The organism is Duganella sp. CT11-25, assembly GCF_047302815.1.
In the GTDB taxonomy this organism is placed as follows: Bacteria; Pseudomonadota; Gammaproteobacteria; order Burkholderiales; family Burkholderiaceae_D; genus Rugamonas.
The window spans coordinates 554,263-576,610 of record NZ_JBKBFD010000001.1 but is presented as its reverse complement, the minus strand read 5'-3'; the positions used below and the strand labels follow the sequence as shown (position 1 = coordinate 576,610).

Here is a 22,348-nt window from a genome sequence, read left to right as displayed (position 1 = left end):
GATCAGTCCATCAGCGGCGTCAGTTCCACGCGGCGCAGTTCATAGGGCGCGCCTTCCAGCTGGAAGCCGACGCGCCCGGAAGCCGGCTGCGCGTGCGTGACGCGGTTTTGCGGCACGCCGTTGATGGTCACATCGACGGTGCCGTTGCGGCTGACCACATCGCAAACGTTCCACTCGCCGGCCGGCTTTTCGCTGTCCGGTGCCGAATGGGCCTTGATGCGCGGCTCGGCGCCCTTGGCGCTGGTCAGCGGTTCGTCGAAGCTGGCGCCGGCCATCGGCAGCAGGTCGCCGGCGTTGCCGTTCTTGGTCTGGACCTGCAGGCTCAAAGGCCAGACACGGTCCATCGGGCCGTCGCTGATGTGCAGCAGCACGCCGCCGTTGCCAGGCTTGCCGCTCCAGCGCCATTCCACATGCAGGCGGTAGTTGCGGTAGTTTTCCAGCGTCGCCAGGAAGCCGGACGGCTTGCCTTCGGAGGCGATCACGCCGTCCGGCAGCATGCGGAAGGCGCTGTCGATGGACGCGGGGGGCGTCGTCTTCAACTCCCAGCCGCTGAAATCGCGGCCGTTAAACAAATCCACCGCGCTTGCTGTTTGCGCGAGTAACGCCAATGTAACAGTGCACCACATCCGTTTATTCATCTGCTAATCTCTCCGACATGAAAAAAATACTGCTCACTCTCATACTTGGCGCCAGTGCCGGCTTGGCCTTCAGCGCTCCGACAGTCATCCAGCTCTGGCCAGAAGGCGTGCCCGGCGCCCGCGACATCGGTCCCGAAAAAATCGGCAACGGCTATAACTCCAACGTCAGCGAACCATCGCTGACCATGGTAGGCCCAGCGGTCGACCATCCCAACGGCACCGCCGTCATCATTTGCCCTGGCGGCGGCTATGTGCGCATGGCCACGGCCCGCGAGGGCGACCAATACGCAAACTGGCTCGGCACCTTGGGCGTCACCGCCTTTGTGCTCAAGTATCGCATGCAGGAGTATGGACATCCAGCGCCGTTACAAGACGTGCTGCGCGCGGTGCGGACCCTGCGCTCGCGGGCGGCGGAATTCGGCATCAATCCGGCCCGCATCGGCGTGATGGGCAGCTCGGCCGGTGGCCACCTGGCGGCCAGCGCTGGCACGCTGTTCGACAGTCCGCTGGGCCGCACCGGCGCGGCGCTCGACGCGACCAGCGCGCGGCCGGACTTTTTGATGCTGATGTACCCGGTGATCACGATGCAGGACCCGGCCGCGCACGCGGGCTCGCGCAAGGCGCTGCTGGGAACCGCACCGTCGGCCGAGGCGCTGCAGCTGATGTCGCTGGAAAAACAGGTCACGCCGGCCACGCCGCCTACGCTGTTGATCCACACGCAGGCCGACCAGGCGGTCCCGGTCGAGAACAGCATCCTGTTCTACCAGGCCCTGACCAAGGCGCACGTGCCGGCCGAGATGTATCTGTTCGAGCACGGTGGCCACGGCATGGGCATGCGCGATGGCCTGGGCACTTCATCCGGCTGGCCGCGCCGTGCCGAGGAATGGCTCCGTGACCGGGGACTGCTCGCGCCGGCCAGCGCGCCAGGCGTGGCTCAGGCGAAGTAGAACATCTTCTCAAGCGGCCATTCGCGGGGCCGGTTGCCTGGCTCCACTTCCATCAGGTCCGCCATGTAATCCCACCAGCGCTGCATCACCGGCTTGGCCGGCAGCGCTTCAAGCTTGTGGTCGGGCCAGAGCTTGAGCACCGCGAACAGATGCAGCGTTTCCTCGTCGAGGAAGATCGAGTAGTCATAGATGCCGGCCTCCCTGAGCGCGCGGCCCAGGTCCGGCCACAGCTCGTCGTGGCGGCGCTTGTACTCGGCCACCGTGCCAGGCTTGAGCTTCATGCGGAACGCGCGGGTGGTCACGGCTTGCCTCCATTGGCCATCTTTTTCAGTTCCGCTGCGGCCAGCAGGTAGCCGCCGACGCCGTAGTTGAAGCTCGATGCCGGCAGGTAGAATGCCGGCTCGGCGCCGGTTTGCTGGATGCCACCCAGGCGACCATCTGCATAGACGTGCTTCAGGATACCCGTCCATGCGCGCTCGATCACCGGGCGGTAGACCTTAGCGTCCAGATAGCCCTGGTTGACGCCATAGGCCATGCCGAAGACGAACAGCGCGGAACCCGAGATCTCAGGCAGCGGATAGCTGGCCGGATCCAGCAGGCCGGCGTGCCACAGGCCGTCCACACCTTGCAGTTGGGCGATGCGGGCCGACATCTCGCGCAATTGCTGGATGTAGAACGGGCGTTGCGGATCGTCCTTGGGGATGTAGTCCAGCGTGCGCGCCAATCCGCCCAACACCCAGCCTTCGCCACGCGACCAGAAGATCTTCTTGCCGTTCGGTTCGCGCTTGGTGGTGTAACTGGCATCGCGCGCGTACAGGTGCTCCTCCTTGTCATACAGCAGATCGTAGGTCTTGCGCCATTGATCGTGCACATAGTCGAGGTATCGGCGCTCGCCGGTGGCCTTGTACATTTTTACCCAGACCGGCGGCGCCATGAACAGCGCATCGCACCACCACCATGGCAGGCGGTCGTCGCCCGGCTTCAGCGTTTTCAGGTCGATCAGGGTTTCCAGTTCCGCGCGCGTCGGCGCGATGCGCTCCGGCGAAGGCTCCCGCAGGTACAGCTCCAGGTAGGTTTGCGCGACGCTGATATCGTCCGCATTCGGATAGGGTGTGCGCAACTTCCACTCGAACTGCTTGCTCATGGCGAGCATGGCGTCGCGGTATTTCGGATCGCCGCTGGCTTCCGACGCGGCCATGAAGCCGGAGAACAGCACGCTGGAGGTCCATATCCGGTCCAGGTGCGGCACGGTGCGCGCCAGCTGCCAATCGGCGACCTTGCGCATGGCCTTATCGATGGCTGCGGGTTCCAGCGCTGGCGAGAGGTCCGTTGCCATCGGGCCGCCATCGGCGGGCGCGTCGCCGAAGTGGCGGCTGGTGTCCTTGTCGACGATGGCCTGCATGGCAGGTGTCGGCAGCGGATATTGCTGTTGTGCGTGCAGCGCGCCGGTGGCCAGGCCCAACGCGGCGAGCAAGAGATGCGAAGTTTTCATCAAGTTTTGTCCTGTTCTTCAAAGCTTTTCTTGGATGGATCTGCTTTCGGTTTCGCCGGCTTGACGACGCTGCTGGCTGGCGGCAGGCCGAGTACCGATATGGCGTCTTCCAGCGCAACCGGCTCGGTCAAGGTCAGTTTCGTGTTGGCGAACTGCCAGCCCTTGGCGTCGTAGATATGACCGCCGTGCCTGGCCTCGATATCGATATTTTCAAGGCTGAAGCGGTCCAACGGGACTTCCTTGTAGCCGTCCACTTCAAACGCGGTAGTGGCGCCAGTGGCCTTGATGTTCCAGATGCGAACGTCGTGGAAGTGGGCGATGCCTTTCTCCCGAGGTACCGGCGTGGCCAGCACTTTCCAATACGGCGGATAGTCCTTGATCTCTTTCGGGATCTCGGCGTAGCTGTAGCTCGGATTCCAGTTCATGGTGATGCGCAGGACCACGGGCGTACCCTTCATTGTGAAATCGTGAAGGCGCAGGTTCTCGCCGAAGCCGCCGCGCGTGTGGGCGGACTTGAACAGGATGCCGACCGGGACCTGGTCCAACACCGTGATATTGTAGGCCTCGATGTTACGGAAGCCTCCCGCCGTCTCGCTGCCGAAGGTGACGCCTGCGGCGCCGTCGCGCACGATGGAGTCGCGGATGACGACATCCTCCGTGCTGCGGTTGACCCGCTGGCCGTCGGAGTCGCGGCCCGCTTTCAGGCACAAGGCGTCGTCGTTGACGGCGATGTCGGCGTGCTGCACCAGGATGCGTTTGGACGAGTCGATGTCGATACCGTCGGTGGACGGGCCGCGACCGCCTTCGTTGTTGCGGATGATGACGCCGTCCACGGTGATGTCGGTCGAGTAGCAGATGTGCAGTGTCCAGAAGCCGGAGCGGCGCAGCAGCAGCCCGCCGCCGATCTTGACCTGCGACGAATTGAACACCTGGATCAGGCGGGGACGCTGGGCATCGTAGTCGGAGGCCCAGCGCAGGCCGCGCGGTTCGTAGGTTTTGCGCAGGCTCCAGTAGCTGTCCCAGAAGATCTTGCCGTCGCCGTCGATGGTGCCTTCGCCTGTAACGGCGGCGTTCTTTTGTTCATAGACGTTGATCAGCGCGGCAGGCCAGCGCATTTCGATACCGGCTATCCGCGTCGGCATGACCGGGTAGTCTTCCAGCTTCTGCGAGCCGAGGATGGTCACGCCCTTATCCACTTGCAGCGTGACGCCGGTTTTGACGAACAGCGATCCGCTCAGGTAGATGCCGGGCTTGAGCACCACCGTGCCGCCGTCCTTGGCCGCCGCATCGATGGCGGCCTGGATGGCTTTGGTGTTGAGCGTGGTGCTGTCGCCTTTGGCGCCGTAGTCGGCGGCGTTGTAGGTTTTGGCGCCCGCAGTGGCGGCGCATATCGCCAACAGCGCGGCGATGGCAAGCCGTATCCAATGCTTGATCATTGTTTGCTTTCCGGTTGGGTCAGCAGGCGCACTGGACCGAGCATGCCTGACGGTTGCGGCACGATCAGGTGCGTGTCCTGCGGGACGAAGCGCTGGCCGTAGCGGGCGGACAACAGCCGGTAGTCCGGCCGCTCCTGCCCTGCCAGCGCGTTGAGCGACAGGTTGGCGACCTTGACTTCGATCCGGTTGGCGCCTGCGCGCAGGTGGCTGGTGATGTCCAGTTCATACGGCGGATGCCAGACGGCGCCGGCGCGCTGACCGTTGACGTAGACTTCGGCCGCTTCGCGGATCGGGCTGTCCAGCATGGCGCGCATGCCGCTTGGGACTTTCGGCGTGGTCGCCAACGGCGTCCCCTGGCCGAAGTCCAGGCGGATCGCGCTGCCCTTTAGCTGGGCGGCGCTCAACTCGACGTCTTTGCTGTAGGTGACCACGCCGGAGAAGAAGCGTTTGGCAGGATCGTCGGTCCATGAACGTAACGCCGGCATGGCCTGCGTCTCGCCGGAACCTGGGAAGCGCAATTGCCAGTCGCGGCTCAGGTCTGCCAGGACACGGCCCGACGACGGCGCCTGATCAAGCGACGCCACTGCGGACGCATTGGCGAACGTACTGGCGGACGGGCCGCTACGCGACAGCGCTCCGGCGGCACCGGCCGGTGGCGCGCTTTGTGCGCTGTCGGTCAGCACGAGCACGCGCGACTCGTACGGCGCGAGCGCAAGGTCCAACGTTGGACGGACGCTTGCGGCGCTGGCCTTGCCGGTGTACGGATTCCACCAGGCCGCCGATTTGCGCGGCGCGCGCAGCGTCGCGCTGGTGCGCACTTCGCGATTGCTGGTGTTGGCGATGAAGTAAATGTCGCCGTCCGCCAGCTTGCGGTGGATGAAACCGACATCGGCTGCCTGCGCGGCGACCTTGAAGTCCGGCGCCAGCGCCTTGGCCAGCGCGGCGCCGACGGCCGCGTCGGCCGCAACGAGACGCACGCCTGGCTTGCCGAGCAAGGCTTTCGATGCCGAGGCCACCTGCGTCGAGACGCGCTGCGCATCCGCAAAGCCAGGCGCCAGCGACGGCATGGCGCCGATGGCGATGATCTTGCCGCCGCCGCGCACATAGTCGGACAGCCGGGCCAGCACCGCCGGCGACAACCGTGTCACGTGCGGCATGACCAACACTGGATGCGTTACGCCGACAGAGAGGATCGACTCGGCATCGACATAGTCCAGGTTATGACCGGCGTCGAGGATTTGCTCGGTCAGTTCAGGCGTGACGTATTTATGCATCTCCGCCGACAGCGAGACCTTGCCCGGCACTGCGGCGGCATAGACGTCGTCGTTCGGCAGCAAGACCGCGACATCGTTGGCGGGCCGGCCCTGCCGCATCAGGTAGCTGGTGCGGCTCAGGTAGGCGTTCACGTCGGGCATGACGTTCCACCACGGTTGGTGGTCGTTGAAGACGGCGGCGGCGTAGAAGGCATAGCCCGGTTCCTGGGAGCCCGGCGGCGTGTACGGCCAGCCGTGGCCGATGAACTGGTTCACGCCTTGCAGCAGCATGCGGTCCGCTTCGGCCTTCATGTCCAGCGGCGTGGCGCTGAAGGCCGGCGAATGCAGCCAGGTCCAGGTTTCGGCGGAGATCACAGGCCGATCATAGATGTGGCCCGCCGATGTCGCCAGGCGGGTGAACGAGAAGGTGCGGAATTGCGGACCTTCGCCTTCCGGCAGCGCGACCAGCCGGTTGCTGGACATCGAGACCGCCGGTTCGCCGTAGGTTTGCGAGCGGAACTGCGTCTTGTGCGCGCGCGCCCAGTCGTTGACCGGCGTGAGATAGCGCTCGTTGACCAGTTCCGTTTGCGTTTGCACCCAGTCGTGGCGCAGTGCGGCGGCTTTGTCGCCTTGGCCGCTGTAGATCAGCGGCAGGTGCGGCTTGAGGTCGTAGCCGCGCCGGCGCTGGAACTCGGACAGGAAGTCGTCGGTCCAGTCGGTGCCGTACACTTCCAGGCTGTCCGAGAAGACGGCGTATGGCGGCTGGTCGCCAAAGGCTTTCAGCAGCGGTTCGGCAACGGTGTTGAGGTGGTGGTCGATGGCTTTGCGGCTCAGGTGATCGAGCACGAAGCCCTCGGCGCCCAAGGCCGCGCGCTTGACTTGCTGACCGGTGCGGCTGGCGATGTAGAAGGCCATGACACGCGGCGTGGACGCAGGCGCGACGACCGCGCGGCCAGGACCTGCGGCGGCGGGCAGTTCGGTCATCTTGAGCGCTGTGGCGTCGTATTGTTGCGGATTGCCTTCGCCGACGAAGGCGGCCAGCAGCGACTCGCCACTCATGATGGCGGGCAGCGCGACCGAGGTGGCGCCCGGCGCCAGTTCGGCTACCGCGAGACGCAGACGGCCTGCGGATTCGGTAACGGGAACGTTCGGGCCGCCGTAAGGCCAGCCGCTGGCCAGCGTCATGTCGACGCGCATGCCTTCCGCCCTCGCCTTGCGATTGACGAAGCTGACGGAGTCGAGGAATTCGCCCGACATATAGGGGACGTTCCTGATGCCGCGTGCGGGATCGTCCAGCTCCATCGGATAGACCGGCTGGATCTCGACGCCGCCGAAGCCGCCAGCCTTCATGGCCAGCAGCTCGCGTTCCAGCTGCGCGTTCACCACGGCCGGGCCGAACCACCACCAGCGCACCATCGGGCGCGCGTCGTCCGGCGGCGCGGCCAGATGGGCGGCGACGTCGGCGATGCGGTTCGAGACCAACGGGGCCGGAGCGGAGAACGGTGCACCAGCCGATGCGCCATTACCCGCTGCGGCTTGCGCCGCCAGCGCGCCAGCGGCTGGGACCACGCCAGGCGCGGCCGCTGGCGCACCGGTCTGCGCGACAGAGATACCGGCCGAGCCGCTCAGCAGCGCGGCGGCCAGCGTGACGCCCACGACAGGCGCCATTGAGCCGCGCGTCACGCGCCGGCTCCTCGTGACTGCGGCCACGGCTTAGACGATGCCGCTGCTGCTGGCGCCGGCCTTGGCCGGACGCGCTTCCGCCGCCTTGGCGCGGTAACCGCTGGCGCGATAGCACGCCACCGGATCGATGGCGCCGCCGGAGCGGAAACGCGCCATCGCCAGGATCGCGCCGACATCGGTGCGGTAAGCGTGCTTGAGCGCCTGCGCCGATTCCAGCGCATCGTTGGCTTCCTGATGCTGGCGCAGGGCCGCACGGTCCACCAGGTTGGCCTGGACGAAGGCGCGCTGTACTTCCACCGCGCTGTTCATCAGGCTTTCAATCGGATCGGTCACGTTGTGCGACTGGTCCAGCATGTAGGCCGGTTTGAAGGCAGCGCCTTCGCGCGACGCCGCGTCGGCCAGCTCGTTAAACACCAGGAACAGCTGGAACGGATTGATGCTGCCCGAATCCAGGTCGTCGTCGCCGTACTTGCTGTCGTTGAAGTGGAAGCCGCCCAGCTTGCCGAACTGCGCCAGCCGCGCGACGATCATCTCGATATTGGTGTTCGGCGCATGGTGGCCCAGGTCGACCAGGCACTTGGCCTTGTCGCCCAAGGTCTGCGCGCACGCAAAGCTGGTGCCCCAGTCGGCGATGGTGGTGGCATAGAACGCCGGCTCGAACAGCTTGTGCTCGATGAACATCAGCCAGTCAGCAGGCAGCGCGGCGTAGATGCCACGCGCACTGTCCAGATAGCGCTCCAGCGCACCGCGCAGGTTGTGCTGGCCCGGGAAATTGGCGCCGTCGCCAACCCACACCGTCAGCGCCTTCGAGCCCAGCGCCTGGCCCAACTCGATGCATTCGATGTTGTGCGCAACGGCCTGCGCGCGCGTCGCCGCGTCCTGCGAGGTCAGGCTGCCGTACTTGTAGCTGTGCTGCTGCCCCAACTGGTCCTGGAAGGTGTTGGAGTTGACGGCGTCGAAGTACAGGCCATGGCCTTCGGCCTGCTGGCGCAAGGCCGCCGGATCCGTGGTCTTATCCCACGGGAAGTGCAGCGATACGCCAGGCGTGGCGCGGGTCAGTTGATGGATGACCGCGCAGTCATCCAGCTTTTCAAACACATTGCGCGGCTCTCCGCGGCCCGGAAAGCGGGCGAAGCGCGTGCCGCCGGTGCCGACGCCCCAGCTGGGCAAGGCCACCGCGAAGGTCTGCGCCTGCGCGGTCAGCCTCTCGATGTCCACGCCGCGCCGTTGCAGGATGCCGCCCAGCGCCGCGTAGTCCGCTTCCAGGTTTGCCGCCAGCTTGGCGTTGTGCTCGGCCACGCGGCCGCTGTCGATAATGGTGCTCATAGTGTGTCTCCGTCTTTATTATTTTATATGTAGCCAACTCGCGCTCAGCGCGTGAATGCGCCGGCATTGCCTGCATCGACGTTGAGGATATTACCAGTGCTCTTGGCCGCCTTGTCGCTCGCAAGGAAGTAGACCGCCTCGGCGATATCCTCCGGCAGGACGCTCAACTTCAACATGCTGCGCTCGCGGTAGAAAGCCTCGACGTCGTCAGCCTCGATTTTATTCGACTGCGCGCGTTCCTGCTTCCACTTGCCGTCCCAGATGCGCGAGCCACGGATGACCGCGTCCGGATTGACGACGTTGACGCGGATGCCGTGCGGCGCGCCTTCCAGCGCGATGCAGCGCGCCAGGTGGATCTCGGCCGCCTTGGCGGTGCAGTAGGCCGAAGCGCCGGCCGATGCGACCAGGCCGTTCTTGCTGGCGACGAAGACCATGCTGCCGCCCAGCTTCTGCTGCTTCATGATGCGGAAGGCGGCCCGGCTGACCAGGAAGTAGCCGGTGACCAGGATGTTCTGGTTGCGTTCCCAGATTTCCAGCGTGGTGTCTTCCAGCGGCGCCGACGAGGCGATGCCGGCGTTGGAAACCAGCAGGTCGACGCCGCCGAAGCGCAGCGCTGCCGCAGCCAGCACGGCTTCCACCGCCGCTTCGCTGGTGATGTTGGCGACCACGCTGCCGACGCTGTCCTTGCCGGCGCCCTTGACCAGTTCCTTGTGCGCCTGCTCCAGCGCTTCCGGATCGATATCGGTCAGCATGACGCACGCGCCCTCCTGCAGCAGCTGTTTCGCCACCGCCTGGCCGATGCCGCCGGCACCACCGGTGACCAGCGCAATGCGGCCGGCCAGGCTTTTCGGCTTCGGCATGCGTTGCAGCTTCGCTTCTTCCAGCAGCCAGTATTCGATGTCGAAGGCTTCTTGTTCCGGCAGGCCGACATAGGTGTCGACGCCGTTCGCGCCGCGCATCACGTTGATGGCGTTGACGTAGAACTCGCCGGCGATGCGCGCCGTGGCCTTGTCCTTGGCGAAGGACAGCATGCCCACGCCGGGGATCAGGTAGATGATCGGATTGGCGTCGCGCACGGCCGGGCTGTTGTCATGCTTGCAGCGCTCGTAGTAGGCGACGTAGCCCGCGCGGTAATCTTCCAGCGCCTGATCGAGGCTGGCGACCAGCTTGTCGAAGTCCGGCTTTAACGGATCGAAATCGACCACGAACGGACGGATCTTGGTACGCAGGAAGTGATCCGGGCAGGAGGTACCCAGCGCGGCCAGCGGCTGCAGGTCGCGGCTGCAGACGAATTCCAGCACGGCGGCGCTGTCGTCGAAGTGACCCAGCTTGTATTCATCGCGGCTGATCTTGCCGCGCAGCAGAGGCATCAGCTTCGCGGCCAGCGCGCTGCGCTCTTCCGGCGGCAGCGGCTCGATAGCCTGGCCGCCGAACGACGGCTGTTTCGAGTTCGCGGCCAGCCATTCCTCGGCGCGCTTGATGATGGCCAGCGTGGTCTCGTAGCAGGACTTGGCGGTGTCGCCCCAGGTGAACAGGCCGTGGCCTTCGAGGATGATGCCTTTCAGCTCGGGTTGGGCTTTCGATACCGCTTCCAGCTTCAGGCCCAGGTCATAGCCGGGACGCTGCCACGGCAGCCAACCCAGTTCGCCTTCGAAGATTTTCTGCGTCAACGCCTTGCTGCTGGCGCAGGCGGCGATCGCGATCACCGCGTCCGGGTGCATGTGATCGACGTGCTTGCGGTCGATGTAGGCGTGCAGCGGCGTGTCGATGCTGGCCGCGCGTGGGTTCAGGTTGAAGGTGCAGTGCGGCAGGTAGGCGACCATCTCGTCCTCGTTCGCCAGTCCGCGATAGCGGCCCTTGAGTGCATTCAGCTTGTCCATGTACAGGGTCGAGAAGCCGTCAAGCTTGATGCTGCCAAGGTCGCCGCCGGAACCCTTCACCCACAGCACCTCGACCTGCTGGCCGTTCAGCGGGTCGGCCATCATGACCTTGGCCGAGGTGTTGCCGCCGCCGAAATTGGTGATGCGCAGGTCCGATCCGAGCAAGTTGGACCGATACAGTAGCAGTTCAGGCTCGCTCATGGCCGCTGCAGCGTTGTCGTCCCACAAAGAACTGATCGGTGCTTGCTGCTGGGTTACTTTCATTGCTGATCTCCGTTGTTAGATGTTCTTTTTGCCATATGCGGCAAGAGCATTCAGTAGAAATCAGGCGGCGATGGGTGTCAATGCAGAAGCAATCAACATGATGACCAAGAACCAAATAATCATTCCGTTGATTGAAATGTGATTGGTATGCCAAACGAGTATCGAAACAATCAAATAATTGATCGCACAATGATTGACTCGCGATTTTGAAGTGTTTAGTCTTTACCGTTAATAAAGTGACACACCGGATCGGTCCCAAGGCACAAACCAAGGCAGCGACGGTAGTAGTTGCAAATAAAAGGAGACAGAAATGGTAAATCACAAGCGCCGTAAACGTTTGCTGAAGTTGCTTGCCGAACATAATACGGCCAGCGTGCCGCAACTGGTCGACTGGCTCAGCGCCTCGCCGGCCACCGTGCGGCGGGACATCAGCTGGCTGGCAGCCCGCAGCCTGCTCACCCGCACCCGTGGCGGAGCCGCCAACCTTGAGCAGAAAAAGCGCGGCTTCACGCTCAGCAGCGAGACCTTCCAGAACAACATCCAGTGCTACGCCGAGCGCAAACGCGCCATCGCCCGCTACGCGGCCGGCATGTGCACCGAAGGCGAAACGATCATCATCAACGGCGGCACCACCACCTTCATGATGGCCGAATTCCTGGTCGACCAGCACCTCAAGATCCTGACCAATTCCTTCCTCATGGCCGAGCGCCTGCTGGTGTCGAGTGAAAACGAAATCATCGTCCCGGGCGGCAAAGTCTATCGCGAGCAGAACGTGATACTCAGCCCCTTCGACAACGACATCACCCAGCACCACTACGCCGCCAAGATGTTCATGAGCGTCTACGGCCTGTCGCTGCTTGGCTTGATGGAAGCCGACCCGCTGCTGATCCAGGCCGAGAAGCGCCTGATCTCGCAGGCCGAGGAACTGATCGTGCTGGCCGACAGCTCCAAGTTCGCCAAGAAGGCGGGCCTGATCCTGTGCGGATTGAACCGCGTGGCGACCGTGATCACCGATACCTACGCGTCCGATTCGGCGGTGCAGCTGCTGGAGCAATCCGGCGTGCGCGTGGTGACGGTGGAACCCGAGGCGCTGCCGCAGCAGCTCACGCCGTCGGCATTTGCGACGCCGTTCGATTACCAGTCCGCAGCGATGTACCAGTCGGAGGCAGCCCATTGAAGCTCAGGAAGATCGTATTGGCGGCCGTTGCCGCCGGCCTGCTCACGGCCATCGCCGGCTGCAAGGAGAAGGAGCCTGAAAAAATCCGCATCGCGATGGTGGTGAAAAACCTCGGCAACGGCTTCTTCGACGCCGCGCATACCGGCGCGCTGGATGCGGCCAAGGAGTTGAAGAGCGTCGAGATCATCTACACCGGCCCGACCACGCCCAGCGCGGAAGGCCAGATCGAGATCATCAACTCGCTGATCAGCCAGAAGGTCAACGCCATCGTCATCTCGGCCAACGATCCGAATGCGCTGGTGCCGATCACCAAGAAGGCGATGGCGCGCGGGATCAAGGTGATCTCGTTCGACAGCGGCCTGGCCAAGGAAGGCCGCCTGATGCAGCTGAATCCCTCCAATGCAGACCTGATCGGCTTGAAGCAGATCCAGATGGCGTCCGACGCCATCAACGGCGAAGGCGAGATCGCGATCCTGTCGGCGTCGGCGCAGGCGACCAACCAGAACATCTGGATCGGCGTCATGAAGAACGTGCTGACCAAGCCGGAGTTCAGCAAGATGAAGCTGGTGGCCACTGTCTACGGCGACGACCAGTCGGACAAGAGCTACCGCGAAGCGATCGGCCTGTTGCGCAGCAATCCGAACCTGAAGGCGATCATCGCCCCGACCACCGTGGGTATCAACGCCGCCAGCAAGGCGGTGGTGGACGAGCACCTGGTCGGCAAGGTGTACGTCACCGGCCTGGGGCTGCCGTCCGAGATGGCGGGCCACGTCAAGAGCGGCGCGGTGCGCGAGTTCGCGATCTGGAACCCGATCGACCTCGGATATGCGGCGACCTATGCGGCGTATGACTTCGTCAAGGCCCAGCCGACCGCGAAACCGGGCGGTAGCGTCTCCGCGGGCCGCATGGGCAGCATCGCGCTCGACGCCAACGGTGAAGGCGCGATGGCGCCACCGTTCACCTACGACAAAGGGAACGTCGACAAGTTCTCCAAGATTTTCTGAGCCGGAGTCCCAGTCCCTATGAATACGAATACAAGCCCGGTCCTGCAACTGACCGGGATTAGCAAGCGCTTTGCCGGCATCGTCGCGTTGAACAACGTGGCGCTGTCGGTGCGCGCGGGTGAAGTGATGGCGCTGATCGGCGAGAACGGCGCGGGCAAATCCACGCTGGTCAAGACGCTGACCGGCATATACCAGCCGGACCAGGGCTCCATCGAGCTGGCCGGCAGGCCGGTCGCTTTCGAGAACGCACAGGATGCGATGCGTGCCGGGATCACCGCCGTGCACCAGGAGACGGTGATGTTCGACGAACTGACGGTGGCGGAGAATATCTACGTCGGCCGTCATCCAGCCAAGGGCGCGCGCATCGATTGGGCACGCATCGAGGCGGAGGCTGAGCAGTTGTTTGCGCGGCTGGAAGTGACGCTGCCGGTGCGCGCACGGGTCAAGGACCTGAGCGTGGCGCAGCGGCACTTCGTCGAAATCGCGCGGGCGTTGTCGCAGGATGCGCGCGTGGTGATCCTTGACGAGCCGACGGCATCGCTGTCGCAACGCGAGATCCATGAGCTGTACCGCATCATCGGCCAGCTGCGCGATGCCGGCACGGCGGTCATTTTCATTTCGCATAAATTCGACGAGATCTTCGCGGTCGCGGACCGCTATACGGTGCTGCGCGACGGCCAGTTCATCGCCGAAGGCCGGCTGGCCGACATCACCGAGCCGGAACTGGTGGCGCTGATGGTCGGCCGCGCCGTCAAGCAGGCCTACCCGAAGGCGGATGTCAAGCCTGGCGAGGTGCTGCTGGAGGTGTCGGGCTTTTGCCATCCGAAGGAGTTCAACGACGTCAGCTTCGCGCTGCGCCAAGGGGAGATACTCGGTTTCTACGGGCTGGTAGGCGCCGGACGCTCGGAAGTCATGCAGGCGCTGTTCGGCCTCAGTTCCGGCGTGAGCGGCACCGTCAGGCTGAGTGGCGAGGAGATCAGCATCTCCTCGCCACGCGACGCAGTCAGGCACGGCATCGCCTATGTGCCGGAAGACCGCCAGCACCAGGGCGCGCACCTGACCATGCCGATCCTGCACAACATTACGCTGCCGGTGCTGTCACGCGTGGGATTCTTCCTGTGCGGACGGCGCGCGCAAGAGAAGGCGATCGCGCGCCACTACGCCGAGCAGCTGGAACTGAAGGCCACGCATCTGATGCAGAACGTGTCCGAACTTTCGGGCGGCAACCAGCAGAAGGTCGTGCTGGGCAAATGGCTGGCGACCAATCCCAAGGTGATTATTCTCGATGAGCCAACCAAGGGCATCGATATCGGCTCCAAGGCCGCCGTGCACCGTTTCATCGGCGAGCTGGTGACCAAGGGCTTGTCGGTGATACTGGTATCGTCCGAGCTGCCGGAGGTGATGGGCCTGGCCGACCGCATCGTGGTCATGCACCAGGGCCGCATCGAAACCGTGTATGAGCGCGCCGATGCGACACCGGAGAACATCGTCGCCGCCGCATCGGGCTGCGTGGTACAGCTGGAGGAATGCGCATGAAGGCGTTATTGAAACTGCGCGAGACGCAGCTGGCCTTGTGCACCGTCGTGCTGATCTTGCTGGTCGGCGTCCGTGCGCCGGTCTTCGTCAGCGGCGCCAGCCTGGCCAACCTGCTGACCGACAGCACGCTGCTGATCATGCTGGCGCTGGTGCAGATGCTGGTCATCGTCACGCGCGGCGTGGACCTGTCGATGGCGTCCAGCCTGGCGCTGGCGGGCATGATGTCGGCGCTGCTGGCGTCGCGCTTCCCTTCCCTGCCGCTGATCGTCGTGATGCTGGCCGCCTTGTCCATCGGGCTGGTGCTCGGGCTGATCAACGGCTACCTGATCGGCTACCTGGAGCTGCCGCCCATCGTCGTCACGCTGGGCACCATGAGCGTGTATCGTGGCCTGGTGTTCGTGCTGTCCGGCGGCGCCTGGGTATCGTCGCACCAGATGCCGCCGGAGTTTATCGCCTTCCCGCTGGCACGCCTGCTGGGCGTCACGCACCTGGTCTGGATCGCTACGGCGACCGTGCTGGCCGCATGGTACCTGGCGCGGCACACGCGCTTCGGACGCGACCTGTACGCCATCGGCAACGCGCCGGCGTCGGCGCGCTACGTCGGCATCCCGATCGCCAGGCGCCTGCTGTGGACCTACGGCCTGGCCGGCGCGGTTTCGGGCCTGTGCGGCTACCTGTGGGTGGCGCGCTACGCCGTGGCCTACACCGAAATCGCCTACGGCTTTGAATTTACCGTGATTGCGGCCTGCGTCATCGGCGGCATCAGCATCGCCGGCGGCAGCGGCAGCGTGGCCGGCGCCGTGCTGGGCGGCTTGTTCCTGGCCGTGATCGGCAACGCGCTGCCGGTGGTGAAAGTCTCGCCGTTCTGGCAAAGCGCGCTGACCGGGATCGTGATCCTGGCGGCGGTATTGATCAATGCCCGCAACGGCAAGCAAGGCGGCCGGCAGATCCTGCCGCTGCATCTGAATAAACCATCCGGGAGCGCAGCGTGAATACCAGTACCACCATGTCCGCGGAATCTGCGCCATCTGCGGCGTCCTCCTCGCGCTACATCATCGCCGACAAGCCGGGCTTCCGCGCCGGCGCGTTGCTGGGCCGCTGGGAAAGCCTGCTGGCGTTGCTGCTGCTGGCGGCCTTCGCGGCCAACAGCATCCTGCTGCCGAACTTCCTCGACCTGGACAGCCTGGCCGACGGCACCTTCAACTTCAGCGAGAAAGCGCTGATCGCGCTGCCGATGGCACTGCTGATCATCTGCCGCGAGATCGACATTTCCGTGTCCGGCATCCTGGCACTGTCGTCGGTGGCGATCGGCCTGGCCAACGCCAACGGCATGCCACCGGAGGCGCTGTTGCCGATCGCGCTGGCCACCGGCACGCTGTGCGGCTGCCTCAATGGCATCATGGTGACGCAATTCGGCCTGCCGTCCATCGTGGTCACCATCGGCACCGTTTCGTTGTTCCGTGGGCTCGCCAGCGTGGTGCTGGGCGACCAGGCGTTCACCGGCTATCCGCAGCTGATGGCCGATTGGGGCCAGGGCTACTTCTTCGGCTTTATCCCGCGCGAATTCGTGGTGCTGCTGGCCTTTGCCGCGTTGTTTGCGGTGGTGCTGCATGCGACCAGCACCGGCCGGCGCATCTACGCCATCGGCAACAACCCGGTGGCTGCGCGCTTCTCCGGCATCCACGTGGACCGCTACCGCATGATGCTGTTCATGCTGACCGGCGCGATGGCCGGCCTGGCCGGCTACCTGCTGACGGGCCGCATCGGCAGCACGCGGCCTAACATCGCGATGGGATGGGAGCTGGAAGTGATCACGATGGTAATCCTCGGCGGCGTCAGCATCGCGGGCGGCGCCGGCACCATCGGCGGCGTGATGCTGGCGGTGCTGACGCTGGGCACCGTGACCTACGGCCTGTCGCTGGCGAATATCCCCGGCATCTACATGACCATCGTGGTCGGCATCCTGCTGCTGGCGACCATCGCCTTGCCTCGCCTGCTGCGGGGCCGGAAGACCGCGAAATGACGCTGCAACAAAACGCCACCATCGTCCTCGATATCGGCAAGACCAATGTCAAGCTGGTGCTGGTGGCCGCCGACGGCATGGTGTTGGCGGAGCAGCGCAGCCCGAATGCGATCGTGCAGGACGGACTGTATCCGCACCACGACACCGAACGGATCTGGGCGTGGATGCTGGCCGCGATGAAGGTGTTTTCCAGCCAGGCGCAAGTCGGCGCCATCGTCCCTGTCACGCACGGCGCCACCGCCGCGCTGGTCGATGACGAAGGCCTGGTGCTGCCGGTGCTCGATTACGAGTACGAGCTGCCGGCATCGCAGCAGGCGCACTATGCGGTGCAGCGTCCGCCCTATTCCGCTACTTATTCGCCGCAACTGCCTGCGGGCTTGAACCTGGGCCGCCAGCTGGCCTGGCAGGCGCAGGCCTTCCCCAAGCAGTTCCGGCGCGCGCGGCATATCCTGATGTATCCGCAGTACTGGGCCTGGCGCTTGTCCGGCATGGCGGCCAGCGAGGTGACTTCGCTGGGATGCCATACCGATTTGTGGCAGCCGTCGCGCCAGCAGTATTCGTCGCTGGTGGAGCGCATGGGTTGGAGCCGCCTGTTCCCGCCACTGCGGCCAGCGTGGGCGCCGCTCAACCGGATCAAGCCGGAGCTGGCCGGGTTGACCGGGCTGCCGGAGGATTGCCGCGTACTGTGCGGCATCCACGACAGCAACGCCTCGCTGCTGCGGCACCTCAGCGCAAACGCTGGCGCGGCGCCGGCCGTGCTGTCCACCGGCACCTGGGTGATTGCCGCAGCCCCGGGCATGCCGCTCGACGGCTTGCGCGAGCAGGCGGACATGCTGGCCAACAGCAATGCGCTAGGCCAGGCCGTGGCCTGCATGCGCTTCATGGGCGGCCGCGAGTTCGGCGAGCTGGCGGGTAGCGATGCGGAGCCCTGCAGCATCGAGGATTTACAGTCGCTGGTCGAGCAGCGGACCATGGCCTTACCCTGCTTCTCCAGCACCGGCGGGCCGTTTTCCGGACGAGCCGGTGCAGTGACAGGTCCCGCGCCGGAGAACGCCCGCCAACGCTACGCGCTGGCCACGCTCTACTGCGTGCTGATGAGCGACTACTGCCTGACCGCGCTGGGCATTTCAGCTTCCGGTGCGGCCGTGGTGGTGGAAGGCAGCTTTACCGGCAATCCGTGGTTCGCGCCGCTGCTGGCGGCCTTGCGGCCGGAGCAGAAGATCGGCAGCACCGACGATGCCAGCGGCACCACTTGCGGCGCCTGGATGCTGCACCACTGGGGCAGCACGCCGGCGGCGCGCAGCAAGACCGCCAGGCCCCTGCTGCTTGCGGGCCTGGCGGAGTACCGCGAGCGCTGGCTAGCCGCGCTTTAATCCGCCACTGGCACGCCGAAGTCCGGCGTGCCGTCGGCGCGCCAGTGCAGCACCTGCGCGCGGGTGTGGCGGTTCTGGTCCTTGAGCGGATCGCCGGCAATGTCGCGGTAATTGCGCGCATGGTAGACCAGGATGTCCGTCTTGCCATCCGGCGTGGTCGTGAAGGAATTATGGCCAGGCCCGTACTGGCCGTTCGCCGCGCTGCTGCTGAAAACCGGCACCGGCGACTTGCTCCAGGATGCCGCGTCCAGCAGCTTGCCGCCCACCGGCGCTGTCAACAAACCCAGGCAGTAGTTGGCGTCGGTCGCGCTGGCGGAATAGGTCAGGAATACGCGGCCGTTCTTCACCAGCACCGCGGGCGCCTCGTTCACTTCGTACTTGACCTTCTCCCATGCGTAATCGGGCTTTGACAGCAGCACCGCCGGTCCCTTGATCGACAGCGGCGTATCCATCTGCGCCATGTAGATATTGGTCGCGTGCGAAGCCGCGTCCGGCGCGCGCTGGGTCCAGACCAGGTAGCGTTTGCCGTCCAGCGCAAACGTCGTCGCATCCAGCGAGAACGACTCCCAGCCCGTCTTCAGCTGTCCGCGTTCGATCCACTCACCTTCCAGCGGATTGGGCGAACTGTTTTCCAGCACGTAGAGACGAATCTCCCAGATCGCATCGGCGCGGCCGGCGGTGAAGTAGATATACCATTTGCCGTCGATGTAGTGCATCTCCGGCGCCCAGATATGCGCGCCCATCTCGCCGCTGGCGTGCTTGCGCCACGCCACCTGCGGCGCGGCCGTGCCCAGCGCATTGAGCGAGCGGGCGCGCCGCAGCTCGATGCGGTCGTACTCGGGCGCCGTCGCCGTGTAGTAGTAATAGCCGTCGCTGTGCAACGCCACCTGCGGGTCTGCCCGCTGCCGCACCAGCGGGTTATTGAATTGCGGCTCCGCCGCCTGCGCAAACGACAAAACGGCGGCCATCAAGGCCGCCGCTTGCAGTCCACGCGCAAAGAATGCTTGCGCCATGTATGCCCTTAGTTTTTAACCGATACGCTGAAGAAGTAGCGGCGGCCCGACCAAGCCAGCTCGTTGACCCGGAACAGATCGCCGGCGTCGGTGGTCTGCGCCTGGTCCGTTAGGTTCTTGCCTTCGATCGAGAACGTCACGTGGTCATTGTAACGATACTGGAACTTGGCGTCGAGGAAGCCCGTCTTCTCCTGGAAGTTGGGATTACCCGAAACGTCGTTGGTGCCGGTATAGAAGCGGTCGCGGTAGTTGTAGGCCAGGCGCGCATTGATCTTGCCCAGGTCATACCACAGCGCGGCGTTGTAGCTGTTTTTCGACAGGCCAGGATATGGCAGCACGGTGCCGTCCAGTACATTGAGACGTTCCGTGCCCGGCGCGTACTTGTACGTCATGCGGGTGTAGTTGACGTCGCCGCCGAAACCGCTCATCCAGCCGGGCAGGAAGGTGAAGGCGGTACGCGCCGTCAGTTCAACACCCTTGGTGGTGGCGCCCTGGCCGTTGATCGCCTGCGTGACGTCGAACAGCTGGCCGTTCTTGAACAGGTCCACGCCCTTGACCAGCTGCTTTTCAAGGATGTAGCTGTTGATCTCTTTCTTGAACAGGCCCATGCTCAACTGGCTGTCCGCGCTTGGGTAGTACTCGAAGCTCAGGTCCGTATTGGTCGCGCGGAACGGCTTCAGGTTCGGATTACCGGCCGTGCAGTCATCCTGTCCATCGCCGCCGAATTGCGCCAGGCCGCTGCCGACCGTGCAGGTGGCGCCGGGAACCAGCAGGTCGACACGCGGCCGCGACATCACCTTGGACAGGCCGAAGCGCACCATGAACTGGTCCGGGATCGCCCAGGCCATCGCGTTGAAGCTCGGCAGGTAGTCGTGGTAGGTGTTCTCGACGCTCGCCACCGAACTACCGACCACGTAGTCGGTGTAGCCGCCGCTGGCCGACGAGGCCTGGCGCACCTGCAGCTTGAGCAGGCCGGTGGCCTTGTCGCGGGTGCCGGTGTAGCGCGTGCCGATGTTACCCCAGATCTGGTGCCCATACACTTCGGTATCCCAGTCCAGTCGCAGATACGCGGACTTGATACGCTCGTCGACCATGAAGGTCGGGATCTGCGGATAGGTCTTGCCGTCGCTGCCAGGCGTGTTGTAGACGTTGCCGAAGTTGAAGTGCGAGACGTCGAAGTATTTCGTCGCGTTCTCGTACACGGGCGTCATCCAGCCGCTCGGGATATCGCTGATCTTGTCGTAGCCGGTGAAGAAGGTGCCCGGCGAACGGCCACGCACGGCGTTGATCAGTTCCTGCATTTTCGCGGCGCTGATGTAGCTGGTGGCCCAGTTGACGGATTGGCCGGTGAGCACATCGGGCGGACGCTGGGCGCTGCCGGTGTAGAGCGGGTCGTAGATCAGGGTCTGGTTGACGTTGGCGGTGACGGCGTTGATGTCGTCGGCCGTCGAAGCCAGGTTGCTGCCGTTGCTGACCAGGTAACCGCCGCCGTCATAGCGCTGCGACGTCGATTTGCGGCCCTGCACGCCGAACCAGACCTTGGACAGGAACGGGGTGCTGAGACGGTATTTGAAATCGAGCTTGAGCTGGTCCTCGCCGTTCTTGGCTTCATACGGCCGGTATTGCAGCTGCGCCTGGACATAGGAGCTGGCGTCGTCCGGCGAATAGCCGGCAGGGAAGGCGAAGTGAGGCAAGCCTTGCGCATCCAGCGTGACCTTCAGACCGGGCGCGTTCTGCGTCAGCACGATGTTGTTGGTCTCGTTGTGATAGGTCGAGCGCGAGGTCCCGCCGAGGAATTCGGCTTCCAGCGCGCCGCTCTTGTAGGTGAAGCCCGTCGTCGCGTAATTGGAGTCGATCTTCAGCTTGTAGTCGCGGGCGGCGGTGGAGAAGGCGCCCTGCCCACCCAGGCCGGCGGCGTTCAGGCAGTTGCCGACAGTGTACTGGGTGACATAGTGGTTGGTGACCACCACGCCGGCCGGCGTGCTGGTGGCGGGAACCGTGGCGCAGGTGCCGCCGCTCGGCACGCCGGTAGCGCTGTAGGTCGGCGCGGTTCCGGAGTTGGCCAGACGCGTGACGGCGCCAAGATCGGTGCCGAAATTGCGGTCGTTGAGGCGCTGGTCCTGGTAGTTGCCCTGGTAGCTGACGTAGCCCTTGAGCTCATTGCTGAATTTGTACTGCGCGGTCAGTTCGGCCGACGAGCGCTTGTGGTCGCGGGTCCAGATGCCATAGCGCGAGATGCCGGGCGAGTAGTCCGACCATTGCGAGGCGCAGGCGGTCTTCTGCGCCGCCGTCAGCGCGGCGGTCGAGCAGCCGGCGGCGGTGGAAACGGCGGCCACCGCTGGATCGGTGCTGACGACCGTCTTATCCGGCGAAAAATCCCAGTCGCGCAGGAAGCGCCACGAGGTGTTGCGCGAGTAGTCGTTGCGGGTGCGTACATCGTCGTACACCACGTTGGCCATCAGGCCCAGCCGGCCGTCGAGGAACTGGTCGGCGATCAGCAGGCTGGCGCGCGGCTGGACGCCGCCACGGCTGCTGGCCTGCTCGCCGGCCAGCGTGGTGGCGATGGTCAGCTTCTTGAAGTCCAGCGGCTTGCGGGTGGTGATCACCACCGTTCCGCCAACGCCGCCCTCGGTCAGGTCGGCGGTGCTGCCCTTGAAGACGTCGATCGACGAAATCAGTTCGGAGGCCAGTTCGCGCAGCTCGGCGCCACGACCCGCACCGCCGTTGGTGCCCAGCACCGACATGCCGTTGACCTCGACCCTGTTCAGGTCGGGCTCGACGCCGCGGATCGAGATCTGCGAGCCTTCGCCGAAGTCGCGCGTCAGCTGCACGCCGGTGATGCGCGACAGCGCCTCGCCCACGTTCTTGTCCGGGAACTGATTGATGTCTTCAGCCACCAGGGAATCGGAAACGGTGGAGTTGCGGATCTTGCGGTCGATGGCCGAGGCCACCGATTTGCGCGTGCCGACCACGGTCACGATGGTTTCCGGCTTGACCTCGTCCGGCGCGCGCTGCGCGGCGGCTTCGGTTTGCTGGGCCATCGCGGTGTTGGCGGCCAGGATGGATGCGACCGCGGAGGCGACTGCCGCCGCCATGGCACGCTTGGTGTACCGGCTGTGCGCCGTTTGGTTCAAATGCTTGATCACTTATGGTCTCCCGTATCTCGGCCTATGGTTGGCCGGTGTTTTATAATCAGCTTGTGATCGCATTCTATGTTCGGCCTGCGCGAAAAAATCGTCGCACGATCAAAGAATCACAATGATGATCGGGACCGTCGCATATCCGCCTCTCACTTTTGAATCT

At 64.6% G+C, this 22,348-nt stretch carries 16 protein-coding genes; 7 read left to right on the top strand and 9 right to left on the bottom strand.

Annotated elements, in window-relative coordinates:
* Positions 1–2: 2 nt before the first annotated feature.
* Positions 3–578: a DUF1080 domain-containing protein gene (locus ACEN9F_RS02370; protein ID WP_413417439.1), complete on the bottom strand. Its 576-nt coding sequence runs from the start codon at positions 576–578 to the stop codon at positions 3–5.
* Between the two features lie 77 nt (positions 579–655).
* Between ACEN9F_RS02370 and ACEN9F_RS02365 the strand changes: the two genes are divergently transcribed.
* Positions 656–1,585: an alpha/beta hydrolase gene (locus ACEN9F_RS02365; protein WP_413417437.1), complete on the top strand. Its 930-nt coding sequence runs from the start codon at positions 656–658 to the stop codon at positions 1,583–1,585.
* Here the strand turns inward: ACEN9F_RS02365 and ACEN9F_RS02360 are convergent.
* The 6 genes from ACEN9F_RS02360 to ACEN9F_RS02335 are packed head-to-tail and all read right to left on the bottom strand — an operon-like array spanning position 1,573 to position 10,919.
* Positions 1,573–1,887, bottom strand: coding sequence for an L-rhamnose mutarotase (locus ACEN9F_RS02360; RefSeq protein WP_413417435.1), 315 nt, complete (start codon positions 1,885–1,887; stop codon positions 1,573–1,575). The genes ACEN9F_RS02365 and ACEN9F_RS02360 overlap by 13 nt on opposite strands.
* Positions 1,884–3,077, bottom strand: a complete 1,194-nt coding sequence (locus ACEN9F_RS02355; protein ID WP_413417433.1) for a glycoside hydrolase family 88/105 protein — start codon at positions 3,075–3,077, stop codon at positions 1,884–1,886. The genes ACEN9F_RS02360 and ACEN9F_RS02355 overlap by 4 nt, the downstream gene beginning before the upstream one ends.
* The gene (locus ACEN9F_RS02350; protein WP_413417431.1) at positions 3,077–4,513 is read right to left on the bottom strand and encodes a glycoside hydrolase family 28 protein; all 1,437 of its coding nucleotides are present in this window, start codon (positions 4,511–4,513) and stop codon (positions 3,077–3,079) included. The genes ACEN9F_RS02355 and ACEN9F_RS02350 overlap by 1 nt, the downstream gene beginning before the upstream one ends.
* Positions 4,510–7,449, bottom strand: a complete 2,940-nt coding sequence (locus tag ACEN9F_RS02345) for a tRNA(Met) cytidine acetyltransferase TmcA domain-containing protein (protein WP_413417429.1) — start codon at positions 7,447–7,449, stop codon at positions 4,510–4,512. Before ACEN9F_RS02345 ends, ACEN9F_RS02350 begins: the two co-directional genes overlap by 4 nt.
* 30 nt (positions 7,450–7,479) lie before the next feature.
* On the bottom strand, positions 7,480–8,775 hold the full coding sequence (gene rhaI / locus ACEN9F_RS02340) for an L-rhamnose catabolism isomerase (protein WP_413417427.1): 1,296 nt from the start codon (positions 8,773–8,775) through the stop codon (positions 7,480–7,482).
* Between the two features lie 44 nt (positions 8,776–8,819).
* A complete protein-coding gene (locus tag ACEN9F_RS02335) occupies positions 8,820–10,919 on the bottom strand; it encodes a bifunctional rhamnulose-1-phosphate aldolase/short-chain dehydrogenase (RefSeq protein ID WP_413417425.1) in 2,100 nt (699 codons plus the stop codon).
* Between the two features lie 310 nt (positions 10,920–11,229).
* Between ACEN9F_RS02335 and ACEN9F_RS02330 the strand changes: the two genes are divergently transcribed.
* Genes ACEN9F_RS02330 through ACEN9F_RS02305 form a run of 6 tightly spaced genes read left to right on the top strand, consistent with a single transcriptional unit; the run spans position 11,230 to position 18,032 of the window.
* On the top strand, positions 11,230–12,096 hold the full coding sequence (locus ACEN9F_RS02330; protein ID WP_413417423.1) for a DeoR/GlpR family DNA-binding transcription regulator: 867 nt from the start codon (positions 11,230–11,232) through the stop codon (positions 12,094–12,096).
* On the top strand, positions 12,093–13,100 hold the full coding sequence (gene rhaS, locus ACEN9F_RS02325; protein WP_413417421.1) for a rhamnose ABC transporter substrate-binding protein: 1,008 nt from the start codon (positions 12,093–12,095) through the stop codon (positions 13,098–13,100). Before ACEN9F_RS02330 ends, rhaS begins: the two co-directional genes overlap by 4 nt.
* A gap of 18 nt (positions 13,101–13,118) precedes the next feature.
* Entirely contained in the window at positions 13,119–14,636 is a 1,518-nt protein-coding gene (locus ACEN9F_RS02320; RefSeq protein WP_413417420.1) for a sugar ABC transporter ATP-binding protein, read from the top strand.
* Positions 14,633–15,628: an ABC transporter permease gene (locus ACEN9F_RS02315; RefSeq protein WP_413417418.1), complete on the top strand. Its 996-nt coding sequence runs from the start codon at positions 14,633–14,635 to the stop codon at positions 15,626–15,628. The genes ACEN9F_RS02320 and ACEN9F_RS02315 overlap by 4 nt, the downstream gene beginning before the upstream one ends.
* Before the next feature lie 14 nt (positions 15,629–15,642).
* Positions 15,643–16,659, top strand: a complete 1,017-nt coding sequence (locus ACEN9F_RS02310) for an ABC transporter permease (RefSeq protein WP_413426944.1) — start codon at positions 15,643–15,645, stop codon at positions 16,657–16,659.
* Positions 16,656–18,032 (top strand): FGGY-family carbohydrate kinase, encoded by a 1,377-nt coding sequence (locus ACEN9F_RS02305; RefSeq protein ID WP_413417416.1) that lies wholly within the window; start codon positions 16,656–16,658, stop codon positions 18,030–18,032. Before ACEN9F_RS02310 ends, ACEN9F_RS02305 begins: the two co-directional genes overlap by 4 nt.
* Here ACEN9F_RS02305 and ACEN9F_RS02300 read toward each other — a convergent pair.
* Both ACEN9F_RS02300 and ACEN9F_RS02295 read right to left on the bottom strand, forming a co-directional pair.
* Entirely contained in the window at positions 18,029–19,045 is a 1,017-nt protein-coding gene (locus tag ACEN9F_RS02300; protein ID WP_413417414.1) for a family 43 glycosylhydrolase, read from the bottom strand. The two genes, ACEN9F_RS02305 and ACEN9F_RS02300, sit on opposite strands and share 4 nt — an antisense overlap.
* Before the next feature lie 8 nt (positions 19,046–19,053).
* On the bottom strand, positions 19,054–22,191 hold the full coding sequence (locus ACEN9F_RS02295; RefSeq protein WP_413417412.1) for a TonB-dependent receptor: 3,138 nt from the start codon (positions 22,189–22,191) through the stop codon (positions 19,054–19,056).
* Between the last annotated feature and the right edge of the window lie 157 nt (positions 22,192–22,348).